The 21500-nt window shown below is 72.9% G+C and carries 24 protein-coding genes; 18 read left to right on the top strand and 6 right to left on the bottom strand.

The features are described 5' to 3' along the window. Positions 1 to 30 precede the first annotated feature (30 nt). A complete protein-coding gene (locus tag AH6_RS01810; RefSeq protein ID WP_067472324.1) occupies positions 31 to 948 on the top strand; it encodes a GbsR/MarR family transcriptional regulator in 918 nt (305 codons plus the stop codon). A gap of 12 nt (positions 949 to 960) precedes the next feature. On the opposite strand, the gene AH6_RS01815 is transcribed toward AH6_RS01810, so the two are convergent. Continuing rightward, entirely contained in the window at positions 961 to 1848 is an 888-nt protein-coding gene (locus AH6_RS01815) for an NmrA family NAD(P)-binding protein (protein WP_218005675.1), read from the bottom strand. A gap of 161 nt (positions 1849 to 2009) precedes the next feature. Between AH6_RS01815 and AH6_RS01820 the strand changes: the two genes are divergently transcribed. Next, a complete protein-coding gene (locus AH6_RS01820) occupies positions 2010 to 3134 on the top strand; it encodes an FAD-dependent oxidoreductase (protein ID WP_067472327.1) in 1125 nt (374 codons plus the stop codon). A gap of 7 nt (positions 3135 to 3141) precedes the next feature. On the opposite strand, the gene AH6_RS01825 is transcribed toward AH6_RS01820, so the two are convergent. Then, complete coding sequence (locus AH6_RS01825) at positions 3142 to 4452, bottom strand: ABC1 kinase family protein (RefSeq protein WP_067472330.1); 1311 nt, start codon at positions 4450 to 4452, stop codon at positions 3142 to 3144. 131 nt (positions 4453 to 4583) lie between these two features. Between AH6_RS01825 and AH6_RS01830 the strand changes: the two genes are divergently transcribed. Both AH6_RS01830 and AH6_RS01835 read left to right on the top strand, forming a co-directional pair. Next, entirely contained in the window at positions 4584 to 5777 is a 1194-nt protein-coding gene (locus AH6_RS01830) for a sensor histidine kinase (RefSeq protein WP_169807783.1), read from the top strand. Then, positions 5774 to 6421 (top strand): response regulator transcription factor, encoded by a 648-nt coding sequence (locus AH6_RS01835; RefSeq protein WP_067472336.1) that lies wholly within the window; start codon positions 5774 to 5776, stop codon positions 6419 to 6421. Before AH6_RS01830 ends, AH6_RS01835 begins: the two co-directional genes overlap by 4 nt. 10 nt (positions 6422 to 6431) lie before the next feature. On the opposite strand, the gene AH6_RS01840 is transcribed toward AH6_RS01835, so the two are convergent. After that, the gene (locus AH6_RS01840) at positions 6432 to 7019 is read right to left on the bottom strand and encodes a TetR/AcrR family transcriptional regulator (RefSeq protein ID WP_067472339.1); all 588 of its coding nucleotides are present in this window, start codon (positions 7017 to 7019) and stop codon (positions 6432 to 6434) included. Between the two features lie 132 nt (positions 7020 to 7151). On the opposite strand from AH6_RS01840, the gene AH6_RS01845 reads away from it, so the two are divergent. Both AH6_RS01845 and AH6_RS45185 read left to right on the top strand, forming a co-directional pair. Next, on the top strand, positions 7152 to 7913 hold the full coding sequence (locus AH6_RS01845) for a class I SAM-dependent methyltransferase (protein ID WP_245679124.1): 762 nt from the start codon (positions 7152 to 7154) through the stop codon (positions 7911 to 7913). A 120-nt stretch (positions 7914 to 8033) separates the two neighbouring features. Next, complete coding sequence (locus AH6_RS45185; protein WP_218005676.1) at positions 8034 to 9095, top strand: site-specific integrase; 1062 nt, start codon at positions 8034 to 8036, stop codon at positions 9093 to 9095. Positions 9096 to 9145: 50 nt separating this feature from the next. Here the strand turns inward: AH6_RS45185 and AH6_RS01855 are convergent, their stop codons facing one another. Both AH6_RS01855 and AH6_RS01860 read right to left on the bottom strand, forming a co-directional pair. Then, positions 9146 to 9499, bottom strand: a complete 354-nt coding sequence (locus AH6_RS01855) for a YciI family protein (RefSeq protein ID WP_067472345.1) — start codon at positions 9497 to 9499, stop codon at positions 9146 to 9148. Positions 9500 to 9624: 125 nt separating this feature from the next. After that, complete coding sequence (locus tag AH6_RS01860; protein ID WP_067472348.1) at positions 9625 to 10581, bottom strand: helix-turn-helix transcriptional regulator; 957 nt, start codon at positions 10579 to 10581, stop codon at positions 9625 to 9627. A 108-nt stretch (positions 10582 to 10689) separates the two neighbouring features. On the opposite strand from AH6_RS01860, the gene AH6_RS01865 reads away from it, so the two are divergent. Next, complete coding sequence (locus AH6_RS01865) at positions 10690 to 11109, top strand: VOC family protein (protein ID WP_067472352.1); 420 nt, start codon at positions 10690 to 10692, stop codon at positions 11107 to 11109. A gap of 5 nt (positions 11110 to 11114) precedes the next feature. Next, positions 11115 to 11693, top strand: coding sequence for a YdeI/OmpD-associated family protein (locus AH6_RS01870; protein WP_067472355.1), 579 nt, complete (start codon positions 11115 to 11117; stop codon positions 11691 to 11693). Between the two features lie 7 nt (positions 11694 to 11700). Here the strand turns inward: AH6_RS01870 and AH6_RS01875 are convergent, their stop codons facing one another. Further along, the gene (locus tag AH6_RS01875) at positions 11701 to 12903 is read right to left on the bottom strand and encodes a cytochrome P450 family protein (RefSeq protein ID WP_067472358.1); all 1203 of its coding nucleotides are present in this window, start codon (positions 12901 to 12903) and stop codon (positions 11701 to 11703) included. A gap of 168 nt (positions 12904 to 13071) precedes the next feature. Here AH6_RS01875 and AH6_RS01880 point away from each other — a divergent pair, with 168 nt between their 5' ends. The 10 genes from AH6_RS01880 to AH6_RS01930 all read left to right on the top strand — a co-directional run bounded on the left by AH6_RS01880 (position 13072) and on the right by AH6_RS01930 (position 21461). After that, positions 13072 to 13605, top strand: coding sequence for a histidine kinase (locus tag AH6_RS01880; protein ID WP_067472361.1), 534 nt, complete (start codon positions 13072 to 13074; stop codon positions 13603 to 13605). A 2-nt stretch (positions 13606 to 13607) separates the two neighbouring features. Next, positions 13608 to 14456 carry a DUF4097 family beta strand repeat-containing protein gene (locus tag AH6_RS01885; protein ID WP_067472364.1) on the top strand — a complete coding sequence of 283 codons (849 nt, stop codon included), beginning with the start codon at positions 13608 to 13610 and terminating at the stop codon, positions 14454 to 14456. Then, positions 14453 to 15310, top strand: a complete 858-nt coding sequence (locus AH6_RS01890) for a carbon-nitrogen hydrolase family protein (protein WP_067472366.1) — start codon at positions 14453 to 14455, stop codon at positions 15308 to 15310. The genes AH6_RS01885 and AH6_RS01890 overlap by 4 nt, the downstream gene beginning before the upstream one ends. Before the next feature lie 21 nt (positions 15311 to 15331). After that, positions 15332 to 16273 carry a hypothetical protein gene (locus tag AH6_RS01895; protein WP_067472369.1) on the top strand — a complete coding sequence of 314 codons (942 nt, stop codon included), beginning with the start codon at positions 15332 to 15334 and terminating at the stop codon, positions 16271 to 16273. Then, positions 16270 to 18087 carry a HEAT repeat domain-containing protein gene (locus AH6_RS01900; protein ID WP_157431205.1) on the top strand — a complete coding sequence of 606 codons (1818 nt, stop codon included), beginning with the start codon at positions 16270 to 16272 and terminating at the stop codon, positions 18085 to 18087. The genes AH6_RS01895 and AH6_RS01900 overlap by 4 nt, the downstream gene beginning before the upstream one ends. After that, positions 18066 to 18785 (top strand): HEAT repeat domain-containing protein, encoded by a 720-nt coding sequence (locus AH6_RS01905; protein ID WP_083982122.1) that lies wholly within the window; start codon positions 18066 to 18068, stop codon positions 18783 to 18785. The genes AH6_RS01900 and AH6_RS01905 overlap by 22 nt, the downstream gene beginning before the upstream one ends. 38 nt (positions 18786 to 18823) lie before the next feature. Then, positions 18824 to 19255 carry an SRPBCC domain-containing protein gene (locus AH6_RS01910; protein ID WP_067472380.1) on the top strand — a complete coding sequence of 144 codons (432 nt, stop codon included), beginning with the start codon at positions 18824 to 18826 and terminating at the stop codon, positions 19253 to 19255. A gap of 3 nt (positions 19256 to 19258) precedes the next feature. Further along, a complete protein-coding gene (locus AH6_RS01915; RefSeq protein WP_067472383.1) occupies positions 19259 to 19588 on the top strand; it encodes an ArsR/SmtB family transcription factor in 330 nt (109 codons plus the stop codon). 16 nt (positions 19589 to 19604) lie between these two features. Beyond that, a complete protein-coding gene (locus AH6_RS01920; protein WP_067472386.1) occupies positions 19605 to 20300 on the top strand; it encodes a DUF899 family protein in 696 nt (231 codons plus the stop codon). 369 nt (positions 20301 to 20669) lie between these two features. After that, complete coding sequence (locus AH6_RS01930) at positions 20670 to 21461, top strand: TetR/AcrR family transcriptional regulator C-terminal domain-containing protein (protein WP_067472392.1); 792 nt, start codon at positions 20670 to 20672, stop codon at positions 21459 to 21461. The last annotated feature ends 39 nt before the right edge of the window (positions 21462 to 21500 follow it).

The following is a 21500-nucleotide window of genomic DNA, read 5'->3' on the forward strand; positions in this document are numbered from 1 at the left end:
ACGGTGAACGCACGACGGAAGGGGACCCCGATGCCGGGGGAGAGGCTGGACCACGCGGACCGGCGCACCATCGCCGAAGGGCTGGCCGAGAGACTGGGGTACGCCGAGATCGCGCGGCGGCTGGGCCGTCCCACCTCCACCGTCAGCCGGGAGGTGACCCGCAACGGCGGCCCCGACGCCTACCGCCCCGACCACGCCCACCAGGCCGCCGCCTGGCGCGCCCGGCGTCCCAAAACGCCCGCGTCACCGTCCGACGACGACCACGAGTCGGCGGAGGTCCACGCCTTCGCCGAGCGGTTCGCCGGGCTGATGGTCCACACCGGGCTGCCGAAGATGGCCGCCCGCGTCCTCGCCTGCCTGATCACCGTGGACGCGGCCAGCCTGACCGCCGCCGACCTGGTGGCGCGCCTGCGGGTCAGCCCGGCGTCGGTCTCCAAGGCGATCGCCTACCTGGAGGGCCTGGAGATCGTCCGCCGGGAGCGCGACCGCCGCCGCGAGCGGTACGTCATCGACGCCGACGCGTGGGAGCGGGTGTGGGCCACCAACGCCCGCGTCCACGCGCGGTGGGCCGCCACCGCGCGGGAGGGCGTCGCCCTGTTCGACCCGGCGACGCCCGCCGGAGGACGGCTCGCCCGCATGGCGGAGTTCTTCGCCCACCTGAGCGACTACACGACAACCGACCTCACCGATCCCGCGATCGGCGACGCGCTGACGGTCGTGGCAGCTCTGGCCCACGCCTCCCGTCCCCTGACCGCGACGCAGTTGAGCGCGGTCCTGGGCCTGCCCGCCGAGCGTGTGACCGCCGCCCTGGACTACGCCGTCGAGCGGCATCCGGACATGATCGACCCGATCGCCGTCCACCGCCCCGGCCCCGGCACCTACGCCATCGCGGGATCCCGCAACCGCCTCACCGACGCCCAGCGCGTCGCGCTCGACGGCCTGCCGTAGCCGTCCGGGCGGTCACGCGAACGCCTCGGCGTGGGCGGCGGCCCACTGCTCGAAGGTCCGGGCCGGGCGGCCGGTCACGTCCTGGACGGCGGTGTTCACCTGCGAGTCGTCCAGCGAACCGGTGACGTAGAAGTCGAAGAAGGCGTCCACGTACTCGGCGGGCATCGCCGCCAGCATCTCCGCGCGGGCCTCGTCATTCGGCTGCGCCTCGAACCGCAGGTCGCGGCCCAGCACGGCGGCCAGCGTGCGCAACCGGTCGGCGGGCCGCAGCGCCTCGGGCCCGGTGACGTGGTAGATCCGGCCCTGGTGCCCGTCGGCCAGCAGGGACGCCGCCACGACGGCGGCGATGTCGGCCGGGTCGATGGCCGCGATCGGCGCGTCCGCGAACGGGGCGCGGACGACGTCACCGGCCGCCAGCTGCGGACGCCACTCCAGCGTGTTGGACATGAAGCCGCTCGACCGCACGACCGTCCAGGCGAGCCCGGACGCGCGCACCGCCTCCTCTGACTCGATCATGTACCGGGCCACGGCGTTGCCCCGGTCGCCCGACGCCGCCGAGGGGCTCGACAGCAGCACCACGTGCTCGACGCCCGCCTGCTCGGCCTCGGCCAGGATCTCCGGCGTGCCGGGGTAGCCGGGCAGCAGGAACAGGCCCCGCGCCTCGTGCAGTGCCGGTTTGAGGGATTCCGGCGCGTTCAGGTCGCCGACGACGTACTCGACGCCCGGCGTCCTGCGGGCGTGGGGAACCTCGCGGCGGACCAGCGCGCGCACCGGCCGACCGGCCTCGGTGAGGGCGCGGACCACCTCGGCTCCGACGTTCCCCGTGGCGCCCGTCACCAGGATCACCGCGGCGGCCCCGCCGTCAGGGGCGCTGGCCGAACGGTCCTCGATCGTGCTCAAGTGCCACGTCCTTTCCTTGGGCCGTGTTGTCGTGTCGGCCCCACTATCGGGAGCCCGTCCGTAATGATCAAGGTCGATCTCCGCGACCATCGGGACGGGTCCGGCGGTGCATGCTCCACGACCGGCGGGAATGCACTTAGTAGTCGATGTGGGGGCCGCCGGTGCGCGTACTAGTGGTGGGAGCGGGGATCAGCGGGCTTGCGGCCGCGCGGGGACTGTCCGCCGCCGGGCACGAGGTGGTGGTGCTGGAGCAGGCGGCGGCCCTGCGCCTCGGCGGCGGGGCCATCACCGCCTGGTACAACGGCACGGCGGTCCTCGGCGATCTGGGAATCGACCTTGAGGGCATGGGCCAGAACCTGACGACGCTGTGCCTGCGGACTCCGAGCGGCCGCCAGGTCATGGAGGTCGATCTGGCCGCGCTAGCGGAGCGGCTGGGGTCGTCGGCGCGGGTCATCCCTCGTGGGGTGCTGATCTCCAGCCTCGCGAGCGGGCTGCCGGAGGGCACGATCCGCTTCGGTGCCGGGCTTGCGGGTCTTCAGGACGACGCCGACGGCGTGATGGTCCGCACGACGTCGGGCCGGGAGTACTGCGGCGACCTCCTCGTGGGAGCCGACGGGGTGTACTCGCAGGTGCGCGCCGCCATCCTGGGCGATGGTCCGGCGACCCGGACCGGCCTCGTCAACTGGCAAGGGCTCGTCCCGGCCCCGTTCGACCCCGGCTCCGTCACGACGATGATGCTCGGCCGCCGGGGCGACTGCGGCTTCATGAGCGCCGGGAACGGGCTCCTGCAATGGTTCTTCGACGTGCCGGGGCCGCCAGCCGATAAGCCGCTGGAGATGTTGCGGCGGCACTTCGCCGGATGGGCCTCACCGGTCCCGGAGATCCTGGACGCGCTGGAGGGCCAGGACCTCGAACCGTTCCCGCACACCCGGCACGCCGTCCCGCGCCACTGGAGCAAGGGCCGGTGCGTACTACTCGGGGACGCGGCGCACGGCATGCCGCCCACCTTGGCGCAGGGCGCGAACCAGGCGCTGGAGGACGTGGCGATGCTGGTGAAGTGCTTGGACGCCGCCGACGACCCCGCCGAGGCCGTCCGCCTGTACTCCGCCAAGCGCAGAAGACGGGCGGTCATGGCGTCCGCCCTCGCCTCGCACGGCCTCGCGCTGTCGGGGCCGAGGTCGTTGGTGCAGAGCGAGCCGGTCCTGCGCCTGGCCAGTGCGATGCCGCCGAGCTTCGCCACGTGGGCCTACGGACGGCTGCTGCGTTCCCTCAGCAACCGGATCTGACGCGGCTCTACGTCACATCACCCCCGCTGAACTGGGACACGTCCAGCCAGCGCAACGCCTCGTCGCGGAACGGCACCTCGGCTTCGAGCTGGCACAACACCCCGATCCCCACGCCGATGGCGCGTTGGGCGTGCACCATGTCCGGCGGGAAGGCGAGGCTCAGGCCGACGGGCATCGAAGCGGTCATCTGCCCCAGCGTCTCGCGCAGGTAGGCACCGTCGAACCTGAACAGCTCCTCGCGGGCGGGAGCCCCCGAGTGCTCGAAGAGCCTCATCAGCCGGTCGGCGTCCACCCGCACACCCGGCCGCAGGAACTCCAGTTCCCGCAGCACGCGCACCAGCTCGTCGCCGTCCTCCGCCAAGTGGATGCGCATCCACTTCTCCATGGGGCCCGCAGTGCCGGGCACGGCCCGGTACATGGCCCCGAAGTCGAGCACGCCGAGACGGCCGTCGTCCATGAGCCGGAAGTTCCCCGGGTGCGGATCGCCGTGCATCATCCCGGTGCGCGGGATTCCGGCGAACAGCAGCCGAGTCAGCAGCAATCCGGCCCGGTCGCGTTGCGTCCGGTCGCCATCCGCGATGACCTGCGCCAGCGGCGTGCCGTCGATCCACTCCGACACCAGCACCCGCCCGCTCTGCCGCACCACTTCGGGCACGAGGAAGTCGGCGTCGTCGAGGAAGCCCGCGCGGAACGCCGTCTGCGCCTCCGCCTCACGCTCGTAGTCGAGCTCTTCGGCGAGCCGGTCCATGAGTTCGGCGGCGAGCGCCCGGCCGTCGAGTTCGGGCGCGATCGCCCTGGTGAACCAGCGCATCACCAGGATCACCGCGTCCCGGTCACCTAGCAGCTCCGCGCGGGCGTCGGGGTACTGGATCTTGACCGCGACCGGGCGGCCGTCCCGCCACACGGCCCGGTGCACCTGCCCCAGGGACGCCGCCGCCGTCGCGTCGAGGTCGAAGGAGGCGAACAGGTCGTGCCAGTCCGGGCCGAGGTCCGCCTCCATCACCCGGTGCACCATCTCCGCGCCCTCGGGGTGCGCCGCGTCCTGGAGGCGCGCGAGCCGCTCACGGTAGACGGCGGAGACCGACGGCGGCAGCACCGTCTCGTACACCGACAAAACCTGCCCGAACTTCATCACCCCGCCCTTGAGGCCGCCCAGCACCTCGAACAGCTGGTCGGCCGTGCGTTCGTGCAGTTCCAGGGCGGATTCGTCGGTCAGCCTGCCGAACACCTTCAGGCTGCCCGCGACCGCCGTCCGCCCGGCGATGCTCAGGGGAACGGCCGACAACCTCGTCATCCGGGTGAGCGCGCGGAATCTCATGTGGCCAGCGTGGACGGCGCGCGGCTCCGCCACATCGGACGGTGGTCCTCGATCCGGCTATGACCGTGGTCGTGGTGAGATCCGACCACGGCCTGATGACGGGCCGCCGGACGCTATCTAGGATCCCGCTCATGCGAGGGATGAAGGCCGTTTTCGACGGATGCGCCCCGCCGGGCCCGCTGCATCGCTTCTTCGCGGCGATCGGCGTGGCCTGGGCGGTCCTGGCCTTCGTCCTCGCGCCGGGGCCGCCCGCCCGGACGGTGCCGGTGCTGGCGTTCATCGTGTTGTGGACCGCGCAGACGGTATGGGCGTGGCTGCCTCCGACCCGGTGGGTGCCGTTCCTCGCCCTGGCGACCCTGCTGCTGCCCCTGCTCACACCGCCCGCCGAAAGCGGGCTCGGCGAATTCCGTCCCTTCCACGACACGGAAGGCAGCTACGCCGACGGAGCGCTGGCCGTGGCGACCGCGCCGGTCTGGTTCTCGCTGGTGCTCCTCGCCCGATACCGCGACCTGGCCTGGTGCGTGCCGGTGGCGCTCGTCCTCGCGCCCGCGCGGCACTTCCTGTTCGGCGGGCTCGCGCTCTGGCCGACGTGGCTGGTCTGGGGAACCGGGTTCCTGCTGCTGGGCTCGGCGTTCCGGCTCCACGCGCTGCTGTACGAGGCGCGCCTGCGGCTCGACCGCGAGACCGTCGCCGAGGAGCGCCGGAAGATCGCCCGCGAGGTCCACGACCTGGTCGGCCACGGCCTCGGCGTGGCGCTGCTGAACATCGGCGCGGCCCGGCTCGCCATCGGGCGCGGCGACACCGCCGCCGCCACCGCCGCGCTGGAGGAGGCCGAGCGCGCCGGACGCCGGAGCGTGCGCGACGTGCACCGGGGCCTGGTCCTGCTGCGCGAGCCGGGGCAGGGGAGCGGCGCGGGCCTCGCCCCGGCCCTGCCCACCGCCGAGGACACCCGCGCGCTCGTCGCCGGGCTGCGCGCCGGTGGCCTCGACGTCGACCTCACCACGCGCGGGGACCTCGCGGCCGTCGATCCGGCGGTCGGGCTGGCCATCTTCCGCGTCGTCCAGGAGGCGCTGTCCAACACCGCCCGGCACGCGCCCGGCGCGACGGCCACGGTGACGGTGGACGTGGACGGACGCCTCGCCCTCGTCACCGTCGCCGACCCCGGCTCCACCGGCCTGGGCGAACCGGCGTCGAGCGGCGGCGGTCTGGGCCTGGTCGGCATGCGGGAACGCGTCGCCGCGCTCGGCGGCACGCTGCGGGCGGGCCCGGCCGGGCCCGGCTGGAGCGTCCGGGCGACGATTCCTCTGGGGAGGGTGGCCCTGTGACGCGGCTACTGCTCGTGGACGACCAGCAGCTCGTCCGCGCCGGACTGATCCGTATCTTCGACGGCGAACCCGATCTGGAGGTCGTCGGTGAGTGCGCCGACGGCGACGAGGTGGAACGCGCGGTCGCCCGTCACCGCCCCGACGTCGTGCTGATGGACGTGCGGATGAAGCGCATGGACGGCGCGGAGGCGACGCGACGGCTGCGCGCCCGAGCGGCCGCCCCGCCCGTCCTCGTGCTCACGATGTTCGACGACCCAGAGGTCGTCGCCGCCGCGCTCGGCGCGGGCGCGGCCGGGTTCGTGCTCAAGGACGCCCCCGGCGAGGAGATCATCCAGGCGGCGCGATCGGTCGCGGCGGGCAACGGCTGGCTGGACCCGTCGGTCGCGCCACAGGTCTTCGCCGCCTACCGGTCCGGCCCACGGCCCGGCGGCAACGCAAGCGCCCTGGCCGGAGGGTTGTCGGCCCGCGAGCGCGAGGTGCTGGCGCTGATCGGCTGCGGGGCCACCAACGCCGAGATCGCGGCCCGGCTGAACATCGCCGAGGGCACCGTGAAGACCCACGTCGGCAACATCTTCGCCAAGCTGGAGTTGCGCGACCGGGCCGCCGCCGTGATCTTCGCGCTGCGGCACGGCCTCGCCGGATGACCCCGCCGGGCTAGGACGCGGTGCCGGGGACGACCGTGGTCACCACCTTGAGCACCGCCGCCCGCTCCGGCGGCTCGCCCTCGCGCCCGGCGAACAGCAGGTGCCCGGACCCGACGAGCGTCAGCGCGAGCGTCTCGACGTCGGCGTCCGCCGCGACGCGGCCCAGCTCGCGTTCGGCCGCGAGGTAGGAGGCGAGCATGGCCACTCCCTCGGTGGCCAGCGGGACGCCGGGCGGCCTGATCCGGCGCAGCCGGACGCGCAGCTCGTCGCGGAAGGTGATGAGGCTGACGATCGCCACGGCGATCGAGCCGAACAGCGAGGTCAGCGCGTCGGTGAGGTTGCCGGCGACGGTGCCGGTCCCGGCCGCCTCGCGCAGCTCGGCCGTCTGGGCCTCGACGCGGGCGATGCGGTCCAGCACCAGGTCGACGAGGAAGGCGTCGAAGTCGGCGAAGTGCCGGTGCAGGACGCCCTTGGCGCAGCCCGCCTCGGTGGTGACCGCGCGGCTGGTGAGCGCGTTCGGCCCGTCCCTGAGCAGGATGCGCTCGGCCGCGTCGAACAGCTGCCGGCGCGCGTCGCGCATGGCCACTCCGGTCGGCATACGTGCGTCCCTCTCCGCTCACCGGTCGCGCCCATTGTCGAGTGGGCGCTTGCCCACTATGGTGGGCACATGCCCACTCTAGTGCCGGGAGGGGCCTCTCCCTCCTCCAACGAGCCCCATCAGCTTCGCGAGGTGGCCGAGTCCTTCGGTGTGGACGCCGAACGCTACGACCGCGCGCGCCCCCGCTATCCCGACGCGCTGATCGAGCGGATCGTCGCCGTCGCGCCCGGCCCCGACCTCGTGGAGGTCGGCTCGGGGACCGGCATCGCCGCGCGCCAGCTCCAGGCCGCCGGGTGCCGCGTCCTCGGTGTCGAGCCCGACACGCGGATGGCCGACTTCGCGCGGCGCACCGGCGTCGAGTCCGAGGCGGCCACGTTCGAGGCGTGGGATCCCGCCGGACGGAAGTTCGACGCGGTCGTGGCCGGTCAGGCGTGGCACTGGGTGGACCCGATCGCGGGCGCGGCGAAGGCGGCGCAGGTGTTGCGGCCCGGCGGGCTGTTGGCACCGTTCTGGAACGTCTTCCAGCCGCAACCCGAACTGGCCGAAGCGTTCGCCGAGGTCTACCGTCGCGTGCTGCCCGAGCTGCCGATCTACGGCGAGGTCATGCCCGGCCTGAACATGTACTCGACGCTGTTCACCAAGGCGATCGACGGAATGCGGGAAGCGGGCGGGTTCAGCGAGCCCGAGCAGTGGCGGTTCGACTGGGACCTGCACTACACGCGCGACGAATGGCTCGACGGCCTCCCCACCGCCGGTGGCCATAACCGGTTCCCGCCGGAGAAACTGCGGGAGGTCGTGGCGGGCATCGGCGACGCCATCGACGCGGTGGGAGGCGGCTTCACGATGCACTACTCGGCGGGGGTGGTCGCCGCGACGCGCATCGGCACGGCCTGACGATCTGGTCTCCACGCGTGATGGGACACTGGGAGCCGACGCACCCACCCTCGCGGGGACCGGGCCCGGCACCTCAACGCTCGGTCCGGCTCCGGCGCCATGCAGGTCAGGAGCCCGTCGTTGAGCGAACGGCACCACGAGCTCGTGCCCGCCGACACCGCCGTCGCGGTCGGGGGCGAGCCGCCCGCCCCGGTCGTCTACAGCGAGATCGACTTCACGATCGCCGCCGACACCGCGCGCAAGCTCCTGGAGGCGCGGCCGGAGAACACCCGGCGCGCCTACGACCGCGCCTGGAGCCAGTTCACCCGCTGGTGCGCCGACGCCGGACGCGTCTCGCTGCCCGCCACGCCGCAGTCCCTGGCCGACTACGTCTCCCGGCTGATCGGCATGGAGCTGGCCCCGGCGACCATCGACCAGGCGCTCGGGGCCATCCGCACCCGGCACGCCGAGAACGGGCACCCCGGCACGCCCGACACCCGGGCCGCGATCCTGCTGCTGCGCGCCTACCGCCGCGAATGGGCCGACCGGGGCAACCGCGTCCGCAAGGCCACGCCGCTGCTGCTGGACGCCCTGCGCGCCATGGTCGAGACCTGCGAGCCCGGCACCCCCGCCGACCTGCGTGACCGCGCGCTGCTGCTGCTCGGGTTCAACCTGATGGCGCGCCGCTCGGAGCTGTCGGGGCTCGACCTGGAGGATCTGCACGTCGAGAAGGAGGGCCTGGTCGCCTTCATCCGCCGGTCCAAGACCGACCAGTCCGCGCAGGGCGCGCAACGCAACGTCCCCTACGGGCAGCACGCGGACACCTGCGCGGTGCGCGCCACCGTCGCCTGGACCGACGCGCTGCGGGAACGCGGGCTGGACGGCGGGCCGCTGTTCCGGCCGATCGACCGCCACGGCCGCATCGGTGGCGAGCCGGGAACGGCCGGGCCTGCGACGGTGCGGCTGACGGGACGGTCGGTCAGCGACATCGTCAAGCGCCGGGCCACCCTCGCCGGGCTGGCGGAGAGCTACAGCGGTCACTCGTTGCGCAGCGGGGCCGCGACCAGCGCCTACGCGGCGGGCGTCCCGGTCTCGATCATCGCGGCGCACGGCCGGTGGGCCGAGAAGTCACCGGTCGTCCTGGACTACATCCGCGCGGTCGACCAGTGGCGCAACAACGCCATGCGGGGCGTCGGCCTCTGACCCGCGCCTCTGCCGGCCGGGGCGCTCGCCGCCCCGGCCGGGGCCCGGCGTCACTCCTCGGTGATCTCGCGGAGCTCGCAGGCGAAGTTCCAGTTCTTCGGATGCGCGGACAGGAAACGTCGGACCCACTTCAGCGCCTCGGTCCGGTCGGCGGCCCGGAGGATCGCGTAGCCCGCCACGACCTCCTTGGTCTCGGTGAACGGGCCGTCGGTGTAGCCGAGCTCGCCGTCCTCCCAGGTGACGCGGGTGCCCTCGGCGGTCGGCGCGAGCCCGGCGGTCTCCACCATGACCCCGGCCTCGGTGATCTCCTTGAACAGCGCGCCCATGCGGGCGTCGAAGTCGGGATCGGGGGCGGGCGGCGGGGCGCTCTCGTCCATCCGGATCATCGTCAGGTAGCGCGGCATGGTTCCTCCTCCGGAGGGGCGGGCCGGTCCCACCCTCGCCCCTGCGTCGAACGGGAACGGCCCGGATCGACACGGCGGCCCGATTTTCTTGAAAGATCTTCCGCGCGCTCGCAGGCGCCGGGCGGCTATCCGTCGGCGGCGGCGCGGTAGCGGTCGGCCATCGTCCGGAGCAGGTCGCGCAGCTCGGGCGGCTCCAGGGCGGTGAAGGCGACGTCCAGCCTGGTCAGGAACATCACCAGGTCGCGCAGCGAGTCCGAGCCGGTCTCCAGGACGCAGCTCCGGCCGTCCTCGTCGTGCACCAGCCCGGCCTCCGGCGGCAGCCGCTCGGTGATCTCCTCGACGGGCGCGTGCAGCCGGATGCGCGCCCGGTGCAGCCAGGCGCGCGAGCCGGTCCCGCTCAGCACGTGCGCGACGGCGCCGCCCTCCGGGGGCGTGCGCGGGGTGAAGCGCGGGCCGTTGGGGGTGCGGGGGCTGATCCGGTCGGCGCGGAAGGTGCGCCAGTCGTCGCGAGCGACGTCCCAGGCCAGCAGGTACCAGCGCCGCCCGGTGTAGACGAGGCGGTGCGGCTCGACGTCGCGCACGCTGCTCGCCCCTTCGCGGCCCCGGTAGTCGAAGCGCAGCCGCTCGTGGTCGCGGACGGCGGCCGACACCGCCGTCAGCGTCGCGACGTCCACGGTCGGGCCCGGCACCGAGACCGACAACGTCGCGGCGCGCAACGCCTCGATGCGGTGCCGCAGCCGCGACGGCAACATCTGCCGGAGCTTGGCGAGGGCGCGCAGCGAGGTCTCCTCGATGCCGGTGACCGTGCCGCTGGCGGCGGCGTGCAGGCCGACCGCCACCGCGACGGCCTCCTCGTCGTCCAGGATCAGCGGCGGCAGCGCCGCGCCCGCGCCGAGCCGGTAACCCCCGGCCGGGCCGCTGGTGGAGTCGATCCGGTAGCCGAGCAGGCGCAGCCGCTCGACGTCGTTGCGGACGGTCCGGGGCGTCACCTCCAGCCGGGCCGCCAGCTCCGGGCCGGGCCAGTCGGGACGTGCCTGCAACAACGACAACAACCGGAGCAGCCGTACGGAGGTCTCCAACATTCTTCCGATTCTGCCACTATTGAGGAACCGCACGTTCCTCAATGCCTCCTACTGTTCTTCTTAACGGCACCGCGGAAAGCGGTCGCCCCACTAACAGCAGGAGGCACCATGTTGCGCGGACTCACCACCGTCACCTTCTACGCCGACGACGTCGCGGCGGCCCGGGACTGGTACAGCGAGTTCCTCGGCATGGAGGCGTACTTCGACCGCTCCGGGCCCGACGGGCAGCCCGCCTACATCGAGTTCCGCATCGGCGACTACCTGCACGAGCTGGGCATCGTCAACTCGCGCTTCGCGCCCGCCACCCACGACGGCGAGCCGGGCGGGGCGATCGTGCACTGGCACGTGGACGACCTGACCGCGACCCTGGAGCGGCTGCTGGAGCTGGGCGCCAAGGAGCACACCCCGCCCACCGAGCACGGCCCCGGCTTCGTCACCGCCTCGGTGATCGACCCCTTCGGCAACATCCTGGGGATCATGTACAACGTCCACTACCTGGACGTCCTCTCCACCGTGAAGCAGGGCTGAGACCGATGGGCGCCCCCGACCCGAGCGAGATCCTGGAGTTCGCCGACGCCGCCGCGTGGGAGGAGTGGCTGGCCGCCAACCACGACCGGTGCGGCGCGGTGTGGCTGAAGCAGGCCAAGAAGAACGCCGCCCGGCCCACCGTGACGCGCCCCGAGTCGCTGGAGGTCGCCCTGTGCTACGGGTGGATCGACAGCCACACCCGCTCCCTCGACGCCGAGCACTTCCTCCAGCGCTACTCGCCGCGCCGCCCCCAGGGCAACTGGTCGAAGGTGAACGTGGACATCGTCGAGACGCTGACCGCCGCGGGCCGGATGCGTCCGTCCGGCCTCGCGGCGGTCGAGTCGGCCAAGGCCGACGGCCGGTGGGAGGCGGCCTACGCGGGGCAGAAGGACGCCACCACGCCGCCCGACCTGGAAGCGGCCCTGGACGCCAGCCCCCGGGCCAGGGAGACCTTCGACGCGCTCACCCGCTCCCAGCGGTACGCGATCCTTTTGGGGCTGATGAAGGCCCGCAGGCCCGAGACCCGGACGGCGCGGTTGCAGCGGGCGCTCGCCTCACTGGAGGCGGGCGAGAAGCCGCGCTGAGTCCCGCTCAGAGGGTGACCGGCAGCGCCGTCAGCCGCCAGGTGCCTGGATCGGGCGCGCGCAGCCCGGCGATCGGCGCGGCCGGGGCCAGGTCGGGGAAGCGGGCCAGCAGCGCCGTCAGCGCGACGCCGGTCTGCACGCGGGCGATGGAGGCGCCCAGGCAGAAGTGCGCGCCGTGGGCGAAGCCGAGGTGGCCCGCCTGCCCGGCGGGGCGGCGCATGTCGAAGGTGTCGGGGTCGGTGAACGCGCGCGGGTCGCGGTTGGCGGCGGCGATCGACGCGGTGACGGCCTCGCCCTTGCCCACCGTGGTCCCGAACAGCTCCACGTCGCCGTACGCGTAGCGGGGGATGGACAGCAGCGTCGGCCCGCACCAGCGCAGCAGTTCCTCCACCGCGCCCGGCATCAGGCCGGGGTCGGCGCGCAGCGCGGCGAGCTGGTCGGGACGGCCGAGCAGTTCGGCGACGGCGTTGGCGATGAGGTTGGTGGGCGTCTGCCCGGCCAGCACCAGGTGCCACACCAGCGTGACCATCTCGGTGTCGGTGAGCCGGTCGCCGTTCTCGGTCTGGGCGCGGATGAGGTCTGACAGCAGGTCGTCCCGAGGCTCGGCACGACGGCGCGCGACCGCGGCCTTGGCTCCGGCCATGATGCCGGGAATGGCCTCGGCGAAGGACGCGCCCGCGACCGACGCCACGGTCGCGCCGTACTCGCGCCATCGGGGACGGTCCTCGTGGGGGATGCCGACCAGCTCGCAGATGACGTCCATGGGCAGCGGGCGTGCGAAGTGTTCCAGCAGGTCCACCACGCCGTCCTCGGCGCGGGCCGCCCGGTCGGCCACGTCGTCGAGCAGCGCCGCCACCAGCGGCTCGATGCGGGGTCGGAACTCGGCGGCGCGGCGCGCGCTGAACGCCGGCGACACCAGCCGCCGCTGCCGCAGGTGCTCGGCGGCGGGCAGTTCGCTCATGGTCCGCATGTAGGGGCGGCAGTCGTCGGGGACCGAGGGCGGGACGAAGCTGGCGGCGTTGATCGCGAAGCGCGGGTCGCCGAGCAGCGCCCGCGCGTCCCGGTGGCGGGTGAGCGCCCACATGGGGGCCATGCCGGGGACCAGCAGCCGGACCAGCGGCGAGCGCTCGCGGGCCCGCCCGTAGGCGGTGAACGGGTCGCCGATCACCGCGGGGTCGGCGAGGTCGAGTTCGGGGACGGGGGTGGGCACGGCTCCTCCAGATTTTGGATGTTCAAAACATATGATCTCATCATCTGGATGGTGAAGGTAGCGCGGCCCGGCGGGAGCGGCAACCGCACGCGTGGGCGACGTCATCGGAGTCCGCCGAACCCCCTGGCCCGGGTCGCCTTCGCCGCCGGATGGCGTCATAGTGGCGTCATGGATCTCGCACCGTATGTCGATCATCTGCGCCGGGAGCTGGCGGTCGCCGCAGCCGCCGGCGGTCAGGAGGCCCAAGAGCTGGCCGAGCGCCTGACCGCGCCGCTGGAGTCGGCCGCCCGGCTGGTGCTGCTGGAGGCGTTGTCGGCCGCCGCCGACGAGGTGACCCGGGATCTGGCGCCCGGCTCGGTCGAGGTGCGGCTGCGCGGCCGCGACCCGGTCTTCGCCGTCGCCTCGCCGCCCGCCGTGCCGACACCGCAGGAGGTCGGGCCGCCGCCGTCCGCGCAGGCCGCCCGCCCGGCGGCCCCCGAGCCCGAGGACGGCGGGACGGCGCGGATCTCGCTGCGCGTCCCCGAGCACCTCAAGCCGCGCATCGAGGAGGCCGCGAGCGGCGCCGGGCTGTCGGTCAACGCCTGGCTGGTGCGCGCCGTCACCAGCGCGCTGGAGCCGGGCCAGGGCGGGCCGCGGCCCCCCGCGCCGCCGCGCGGCGACGGGCCGCGCTCCGCCCGCCACTACACCGGCTGGGTGCGCTGACGATGCCCTCCTTCGCCACTCCCGAGCCGCCACTGATCGTCATCGAGTCGACCGGGCGCGTGCGGCTCACCGCCTCCGACCGCGCCGACACCGTCGTGCAGGTGCGGGCCGCCGAGCCCGACGACGAGACCGACATCGAGGCCGCGGGCCGCACGCTGGTCGAGCACGCCGCCGGACGGCTGCTGATCAGGACGCCGACCACCCGGCCCCGGTCGTTGCTGGGCTCGCTGTTCGGCCATACGGGGAACGTGGACATCACGCTGGAGGTGCCGTCCGGCTCGCACCTGGAGGCCCGGCACGTCACCGACGTGCACGCCACGGGACGGCTCGGCCGCACCCGCCTGTCGGCGGCCGGGGAGGTCTGGCTCGACCGGACCGGCCCGCTGCGCCTGCACACCGCCGACGGCGAGATCACCATCACCGGCGTCGAGGGCGACGCCGAGGTCGTCACAGCCAACGGGCGCATCCGCGTCGACTCCATCGAGGGCGGCGCGACCGTCAAGACCGCCAACGGGCAGATCACCCTGGGCGAGGTGCGCGGCGACCTGGCGCTGAACACCGCCTCCGGTGACATCACCGTCGCCCGCGCCCTGGCGGGGGTGCAGGCCCGCACCGCCTACGGGAGCATCCGGGTCGGCGAGGTCGTGCGCGGCAGCGTCACGCTCGACACCGCCTACGGGAACCTGGAGGTCGGCATCGGCCGGGGCAGCGCCGCGTGGCTGGACGTCAGCACCCAGTACGGCCGCGTGCACAGCGACCTGGACGCGGCCACCGGGCCCGAGGAGGCCGAGGAGACGGTCGAGGTGCGCGCACACACGGGGACCGGCGACATCAGACTCACACGAGCATGAACGACCTGCGCGTCGTGCCCGGCGTCCCTCTGACGATCGCGGCAGGCCAGGCGGCCTGCGCCGCGCTGGACGTGGCGGCCAACGCCGCCACCGCCGCCGACCTGGTCCGTCGCGCCGCCGAGCGGGACGCGGACCTGCTGGTCCTGCCGGAACTGTTCCTCACCGGCTACGAGATGGAGACGATCACGGCCGACCCGGCGCGGCACACCGTGACCGGCGATGACGCCAGGCTGGACGCCCTGGCCACGGCGTGCGCCGACACCCGCACGGCCGTGATGGTGGGCGCGCCCGTCCACGTCCCGGAGACGGGGGAGACGCACATCGGCGTGCTGGTTCTCGACCGCGACGGCCGCGTCGCCGCCAGCTACGCCAAGCAGCACGTGGACTCCGACGAACGCGGCGCGGGCTTCACGGCCGGGCCGCGCGGCTGCACGCTCACGTTGGACGGTTGGCGGCTGGGCGTCGCCATCTGTTGGGACGCCAGCTTCCCCGAGCACGCGCGCGCCGCCGCGCTCGACGGTTGCCACGCCTACCTGGTGAGCGCACTGTTCCCGCGCGGCCGAGGGGAGCGCAAACGCGCCGTCCTCGGCCCGGCACGCGCTTTGGACAACGCCTTGTACGTGGTCGCTGCCAACCACAACGGCCCTAGTGGTTCGCTGTACGGCTGCGGGAACAGTGCCATCTGGGGCCCGGACGGGAACCTGCTGGCCGACGCGGGCGATGCCGACCCGGGACTGGCCGTCGCGCGGCTCGACCCGAAAGTGCTTGCGGAGGCCCGCAGCGGGGATCTCCCGATGGCCGACCCCTCCTTCACCGCGCCGACCCGGCCGCGAACGGAAATCGCCATGGAGTGAGGGCGACCTAGGATCGCGGCCATGACATCAGTGGGCGAAACGATCCAGGCCGCAATCGAACGCGCGGACCTGGACCGGCTCGCGACTGTTCTCGATCCACAGACCGTCGAGCCCGATGCCCTGACCGCCTTGCTGCGGCACCGGGACGGGAGGTTGCGGCGACTGGGCCTGGTCTGCCTGGCCGACCGGCTCGGCGCGGGACGTGACGACGATTCCGAGTACGCAGGGGCGTTGCCGCACGCTCTAGAGAAATCGCCGGAAGCAACCCTCGCGCAGGCGCGCGTACATCGGCTGCTACACCTTGAGGCACTGCCGGAGTGGCGGACGGCAGATTTGCCAGCGCAGGCCCGCATCGCCTGGCTAGGCACCGAGATCTGCGCTCATCCAGAACGCGTACGAGACGAGCCCTTGGGCGACCTGCTCTACCGGGCCGTTCAAGACATGGACGCTCCTCAGGAACCAGAACGGCTCATCCAAGAGCTGACGGCGCGAAACGACACTGTGTTGCGCACCGAAGCAGTGCGATTGCTACGCCAGGCCTTGCACACCGGACGCCTCACCCCTGACTGCGCCCGCGCACTTCTGGTCGATCTCGCCAAGGACACCGGTGCGCTGCGCGAACTCACCGAACCCTGGGCCGCACTCGCCCCCTTGCCACACGAGACGGTGCGCGCCTTCCTCGCCACCGGCCCGGTCGACGCAGCGATTGAAGTGGCCGCACGCCACGGCCATCAAGACCTGCTCAAGGAGATCGCCGCCGACCAGACCCGGCCGCCCCGGACAAGACAGCGCGCACTGGAAGCACTCGGCGGCCTGGCGACGCGCGAAGACGTGCCCCAGATCGTCACCCTGACCGCCGAAGACCCGCTGCTACTCGCGTGGTGTCCGACCTCGCCGCGTCCTGGGCACCGGACGCGCCCGGCGGACCGGGAGCCGAGCCGGAGGTGCCCGCCGGAATCGTGACAGCGCTCAGCGACCTGGGCCGCCGCCTCCATGAGCGCGCCAAGATCCGTCCCCGCTGCCTGCTGGACGTCGAGCGCGCGACGGACGCGGGCCCCGCCCTGGTCGCCGATCTAGCGCTGGACCTGCTGGAACGCCCGGACGTCACCCCCGCCGAGCAGATGATCCTGCTCGGCCTACCGCTGCGGACCCCGCACGTCCCAGTCCGCGCCCGCCTGCACCCATTGCTGCGTCATCGCGATCGGCACGTCCGCAAGCGGGTGATCGCCCTGCTGGCCGAGGAGACCGACGCGCGGGTGCTGTCGGCGAGCCTGGTCCCGTTGACGGCGGCCCCGGACGTGCAGACCGTCCGCCAAGCACTGCTGGCCCTCGCGCGCGCCCGCGCGGTATGGGCGGCCGAGGCGATCGCGGCCTGCCTCGATCACCCCAACATGAACATCAAGAAGACGGCCGCCGCCGCGCTGGCGGAGGCGGGCGCACCGGCGGCCGTACCGAAACTGCTGGCCTGGCTCGGCTCCCACGACAACCCGGGCCTGCGCGCCGAGATCGTGCGCGCGCTGCGGACGATCCTGGGCGGGACGTTCACGGCCACGATCACCGCCGCCGCAGCCCAAGCCACCGACCAAACGACGCAAGACCGCTTGCTGACGGCACTGCATACCCCGTCCACGTGGCCCTCAGCACTCGACCACGACGTCGAGACCTTGGTCAAGCGCGGCTGGGACCACGAGATCGCCCGCCGCATCGCCACCACCCACACCCCGGACCGTCGCCACAACACCCTGCGCCCGATGCTCGCGCGCTGGCTGGAGCTGGCCGCCGCCGATCCCGACGTCATGCGGTTCGTCCTGCGGTTGTGCCCGCCGCCGTGGTCCGACGAGGAACTGACGACGTTCACACGAGCAGCGCGGCGGCTCATCGCAACACTGCCCAACTTGCCGGACAAAGACCGCGACCTACTGCTCAGCCTGCTGGAAAAGGTGCTGCCGAAAGCGTCGGCCGCCGAGGCGTTCGCCATCCACGCCGACCTCCGCGCACTACCGGGGACGGTGGAGGCCCACCTGCCCCTGATGCTGCTGCGACAAGCCGGAGCCGTGCTGGACCGCACCGACCTGGATCGTGCACTGAAGACGGCACGCAGCGGTCCCAACCCGTGGCAGATCGAAAAGAAGGTACTGCGCGAGACGTTCGCGATCCGCCCCGACGAAGAGAAGCCACCCTCACGAGCCCGTCTCAACAGGCTGATCGAGGCGTTCCCAACAGCCGACGCGACGACGCGCACCCACCTGCTAGAGCAGATGATCGAGCTGCAACCGATCGGCGCACCACCCTGGAGCCTGGCGGAACAAAACCGCCGCCAGACCAGCGAAGAGCGGGCACCCAAGCCCTCCGACCTGGACCAGCTCCGCTCGGCCGCACAACGCGAACGCCTGATCGCGATGCTCGACGACCCTGCCCCCGCCCGCCGCGAAACCGCCGCTCACACTCTGCTCACCTGGCCGGAACCGGAGATCCGAAGCACCGTCCTGCGCGCGTTCCTGCACGGCCGGATCGACATCCCCGTGACGCCCGCACTCGCCGCGTCCCTGCCAGCCATGGACGACAAGGACCTACGCGCCGACCTCGCCCGAACCGCCAGCGTCGCCGCCCACCTGCCCTCCCCACAGCTGGACCACTACATCCCGCTGCTGCTCGAAGAGTGGGAGAACGGCGGCAGCGAAGCCGAACAAGCCCTACGCAAGGTCGCCCCCGACACCCTCGCAGCCGCCCTCGCCACCCGTCTCGACAACGGCGCATGGGCGTACTCGACCTGCTAACGGGACGGACGCTGCTGAGCACCCCTTCCCTCAAAAAGGCTGTGGAGGGCCACGCGGACATCGCAGACCGAATCACCCTCGTACAAGGCCCGCTGCGCAGCCCCGACGCATCCCTGCACGACGCAACCGCCCTAACCTCACTGCGCACTCGCGCAACCCCTGCAAACCACCAGCAACCGTCCCGCGCGGACCTGTTCCATCTCGCCCGGACCGGCACCACCGAGCAGATCCGCCGCGCCCTGTCACGCCTGGCCGAGACGTACACCGACGCTCCCGCAGGCCCACCCACCCCTGACCCCGACTTCAGAAACCTGCTGATCGAGTCAATCGGGCACCCGGAGGCACGAGTCCGGCTGCACGCCCACCGCATCGCCCGCAAGGCGCTGGACCGGGACGCCTACCTGGAACAGACGGTCCGGCTACTGGACGACCCCAAGCCCGACCTGGTGCGGTCGGCCGTCAGAACGGTGTCCCGCGCGTCCTGGAAACCAGCAATCCCCCTACTGGTCGGACTGCTGGTCCACGCCGACCCGCAGATCCGCCGCGAGGCCGCCACCGCCCTGGCGACGTTCGGAAAAGCCGCCCTCCCCGCCCTGCGGCACACCGCCGGCCGGGCCCGTCCCGACCGTCGCCCCCGCTACACCGCACTGATCGAGAAGATCACCGAGGCCGTTGACGCAACCAACAGGTTGCCATAACGTAGCAACCACACAGTTGCTACATATTGGAGGCCGTCATGGCTTTTCCCGATCACATCGAGCGGACCATGGAGCTCGCCCACCCGCCGGCGAAGGTCTGGGCGGCGATCACCACGGCCGAGGGCCTGGGCGCCTGGTTCGGCAACGCGGCGGAGATCGACCTGCGGCCGGGCGGCGCGGCCTGGATGAGCTGGAAGGACGGCCCCACCGTCCACATGCGCGTGGAGCGGGTGGAGGAGCCGGAGGTGTTCGCCTTCACCTGGCCCCTGCAGGGCCTGTCCGACGAGGACCCGCGCCGCACCTACGTCGAGTTCACGCTCGAACCGGCCGGCACCGGCACGCGCCTGAAGGTGGTCGAGTCCGGCTTCGCCCAGCTCACCGCGGACGAGTACCGCAAGGAGTACGAGGACCACGTCCAGGGCTGGGCCAGCGAGCTGGGCGAGCTGGCCGACCACCTCGGCGCCGCCTGACCGATGACGCTCGACAACGAGGCCGTCGCCGAACAGGTCTTCGTCGCCCTGGCCGACCCGAGCCGCCGCGCCATCCTGGCCGCGCTCGCCTCGGCGGGCCCGGCCACGGCCACCGACCTGGCCGATCGCCTGCCGATCACGCGGCAGGCGATCGCCAAGCACCTGGCGCTGCTCACCGAGGTCGGCCTGGTGACGGCCGAGCCGGGGGAGCGGCGCCGGGTGCGCTACCGGCTGCGCTCGGCGCCGATGCGGGTGGCGCAGCAGTTCCTGGCCGCGCTGGCCCGCGACTGGGACGGTCCGCTCGACGCTCTGAAGGAGCACCTCGACGGCTGAAACGGAGAAGGGCACCATGAACAACAAGACGAACATCGCATCACCCCCAGTGGTCGACCGCGCCACCTGGCAGGCCGAGCTGGACGCCCTGCGCGTCCGCGAGAAGGAACACACGCGCCAGGGCGACGCGATCGCGGCGGCCCGCCGCCGGCTGCCGATGGTGGAGGTGGACGCCGACACCCCGCTGATCGGCCCCGACGGCCCGCTGCGGCTGCTGGACGCGTTCGAGGACCGCCAGCAGCTCATCGCCTACTTCCACATGTGGCACGACGGCCGACCGGCCGCCAAGCAGTGCCCGGGATGCACGTTCTTCAACGGCCAGGTCCGCGACCTGTTCCACCTGCACGCCCGCGACGTCACCTACGCCACCTTCTGCCAGGGCCCCTACGAGGAGAGCGTCCGCTACCGCGACCTGCTCGGCCTCGACATGCCCTGGTACTCGGTGCAGAAGGACGCCGCCGAGGCCCTGCTGCCCGGCCGCACGCCCGGCTTGTTCTCCCTGGTGTGCTACCTGAGGCAAGGCGACAGGGTCTACGAGACCTACTGGACCGACGGCCGAGGCGTCGAGGCGATGGACAACAGCTACTCGCTCCTGGACCGGACGGTGTACGGACGGCGGCAGGCCTGGGAGGACTCACCGCCCGGCTGGCCGAAGGACGGGGAGAACATGCGCCGCGAATACCCTTCCCACCACCACGCCGAGGCCCCGTAACCCCGCGCCCCAGCACGGCGGACTGAGCCGCCGCGCCGCGCTGACCGCGAGCGGGCGGCGAACACCGCCCGGCCGCTTCGCGTCTGAACGGTCATGGGCGGGAGGCGGCTCGGGTCTGACTTCGGCAAGCTCTGGGCGGCCGGAGGCGGGCTGCTGGCTCGCTATCTGGGCTTGGCCGCGCCATTCTGGCTCGGAGCAGGCTGCGTCGCGTTGCTGATCCTGGGCGTCTGGCCGGTCCTGAACGACCGTGACATCCAGGCTGCGCGGTCAGGCTGATCCGGCCGCCATGACCGCGCGTGAGCGCGGTGTCGCCCCTCCTCTACCCTTAGCCCGTAGGGCACGTCTGTTTATGGCATAAGGGGTTCCGCGTTGGTCGTCTTCGCCGGGCAGGGCGACGCCCGCCGCTCGATGGACCTGCTGTGGCGCGCGCCCGGTCCCGCGTCCCCGCGCCCCGGTCCCCGGCCCGGCCTCAGCGTGGACGTGATCGTGGACGCGGCCATCGCGGTGGCCGACGCCGACGGCATGGCCGCGCTGTCGATGCGCGCGGTCGGCGAGCGCCTCGGCCGCACCGGCATGGCCCTCTACACCTACGTGCCCAGCAAGGGCGAGCTGGTCGATCTGATGTACGATCGCGCGCTTGCCGAGTTGCCCGTCGACTACCCCCTGACCGGCGGCTGGCGGGCGGCGCTCACCGCCTGGGCCGAGGATCTGTGGGCGTTCTACCTGCGCCATCCCTGGGTGCTCCAGGTGTCGCAGGCCCGGCCCGTGCTCGGCCCCAACGAGCACCGCATGCTCGAAACGGTGCTGCGCGTCCTGCGCGACACCGGGCAGCCCGCCGTCTTCCTGCGGTGGGTCTCCGGTGCGCTGTTCAACCTCGTGCGCGGCTCGGCGCAGACGGCGGCCGAGGTGCGCCAGGTCGCCGCGGCGACCGGCATCTCGGACGAGGAGTGGTGGTACGCGCGGTCGGCACTGCTGGCGGAGGTCGCGCCCGACTTCGCCGAACGGTTCCCCGCCCTCGCCTGGATGAGCGGGCAGGGTGCCTACGAGGAGCACGACGAGCACACCCCCTACATGGAGCAGGAGGCGCGGCAGACGTTCGTCGCGGGCCTGGCCGTCCTGCTCGACGGCATCGAGGCCGCCATCCACCGCCGCCAGGTTTAGGCAGTGTTTCAAAGTCCCGGCCCAGGGGGCTCGCCTGGC

The organism is Actinomadura hibisca NBRC 15177, assembly GCF_001552635.1.
Taxonomy (GTDB): domain Bacteria; phylum Actinomycetota; class Actinomycetes; order Streptosporangiales; family Streptosporangiaceae; genus Spirillospora; species Spirillospora hibisca.

Coding starts and splice junctions, on each gene's coding strand:
- AH6_RS01910 (WP_067472380.1), top strand. CDS start 18,824: ATGGCTTTTCCCGATCACATCGAGCGGACCATGGAGCTCGCCCACCCG.
- AH6_RS01905 (WP_083982122.1), top strand. CDS start 18,066: ATGGGCGTACTCGACCTGCTAACGGGACGGACGCTGCTGAGCACCCCT.
- AH6_RS01890 (WP_067472366.1), top strand. CDS start 14,453: ATGAACGACCTGCGCGTCGTGCCCGGCGTCCCTCTGACGATCGCGGCA.
- AH6_RS01870 (WP_067472355.1), top strand. CDS start 11,115: ATGGGCGCCCCCGACCCGAGCGAGATCCTGGAGTTCGCCGACGCCGCC.
- AH6_RS01810 (WP_067472324.1), top strand. CDS start 31: ATGCCGGGGGAGAGGCTGGACCACGCGGACCGGCGCACCATCGCCGAA.
- AH6_RS01895 (WP_067472369.1), top strand. CDS start 15,332: ATGACATCAGTGGGCGAAACGATCCAGGCCGCAATCGAACGCGCGGAC.
- AH6_RS01825 (WP_067472330.1), bottom strand. CDS start 4,452: ATGAGATTCCGCGCGCTCACCCGGATGACGAGGTTGTCGGCCGTTCCC.
- AH6_RS01830 (WP_169807783.1), top strand. CDS start 4,584: ATGCGAGGGATGAAGGCCGTTTTCGACGGATGCGCCCCGCCGGGCCCG.
- AH6_RS01915 (WP_067472383.1), top strand. CDS start 19,259: ATGACGCTCGACAACGAGGCCGTCGCCGAACAGGTCTTCGTCGCCCTG.
- AH6_RS01860 (WP_067472348.1), bottom strand. CDS start 10,581: ATGTTGGAGACCTCCGTACGGCTGCTCCGGTTGTTGTCGTTGTTGCAG.
- AH6_RS01840 (WP_067472339.1), bottom strand. CDS start 7,019: ATGCCGACCGGAGTGGCCATGCGCGACGCGCGCCGGCAGCTGTTCGAC.
- AH6_RS01880 (WP_067472361.1), top strand. CDS start 13,072: ATGGATCTCGCACCGTATGTCGATCATCTGCGCCGGGAGCTGGCGGTC.
- AH6_RS01885 (WP_067472364.1), top strand. CDS start 13,608: ATGCCCTCCTTCGCCACTCCCGAGCCGCCACTGATCGTCATCGAGTCG.
- AH6_RS01920 (WP_067472386.1), top strand. CDS start 19,605: ATGAACAACAAGACGAACATCGCATCACCCCCAGTGGTCGACCGCGCC.
- AH6_RS01865 (WP_067472352.1), top strand. CDS start 10,690: ATGTTGCGCGGACTCACCACCGTCACCTTCTACGCCGACGACGTCGCG.
- AH6_RS01855 (WP_067472345.1), bottom strand. CDS start 9,499: ATGCCGCGCTACCTGACGATGATCCGGATGGACGAGAGCGCCCCGCCG.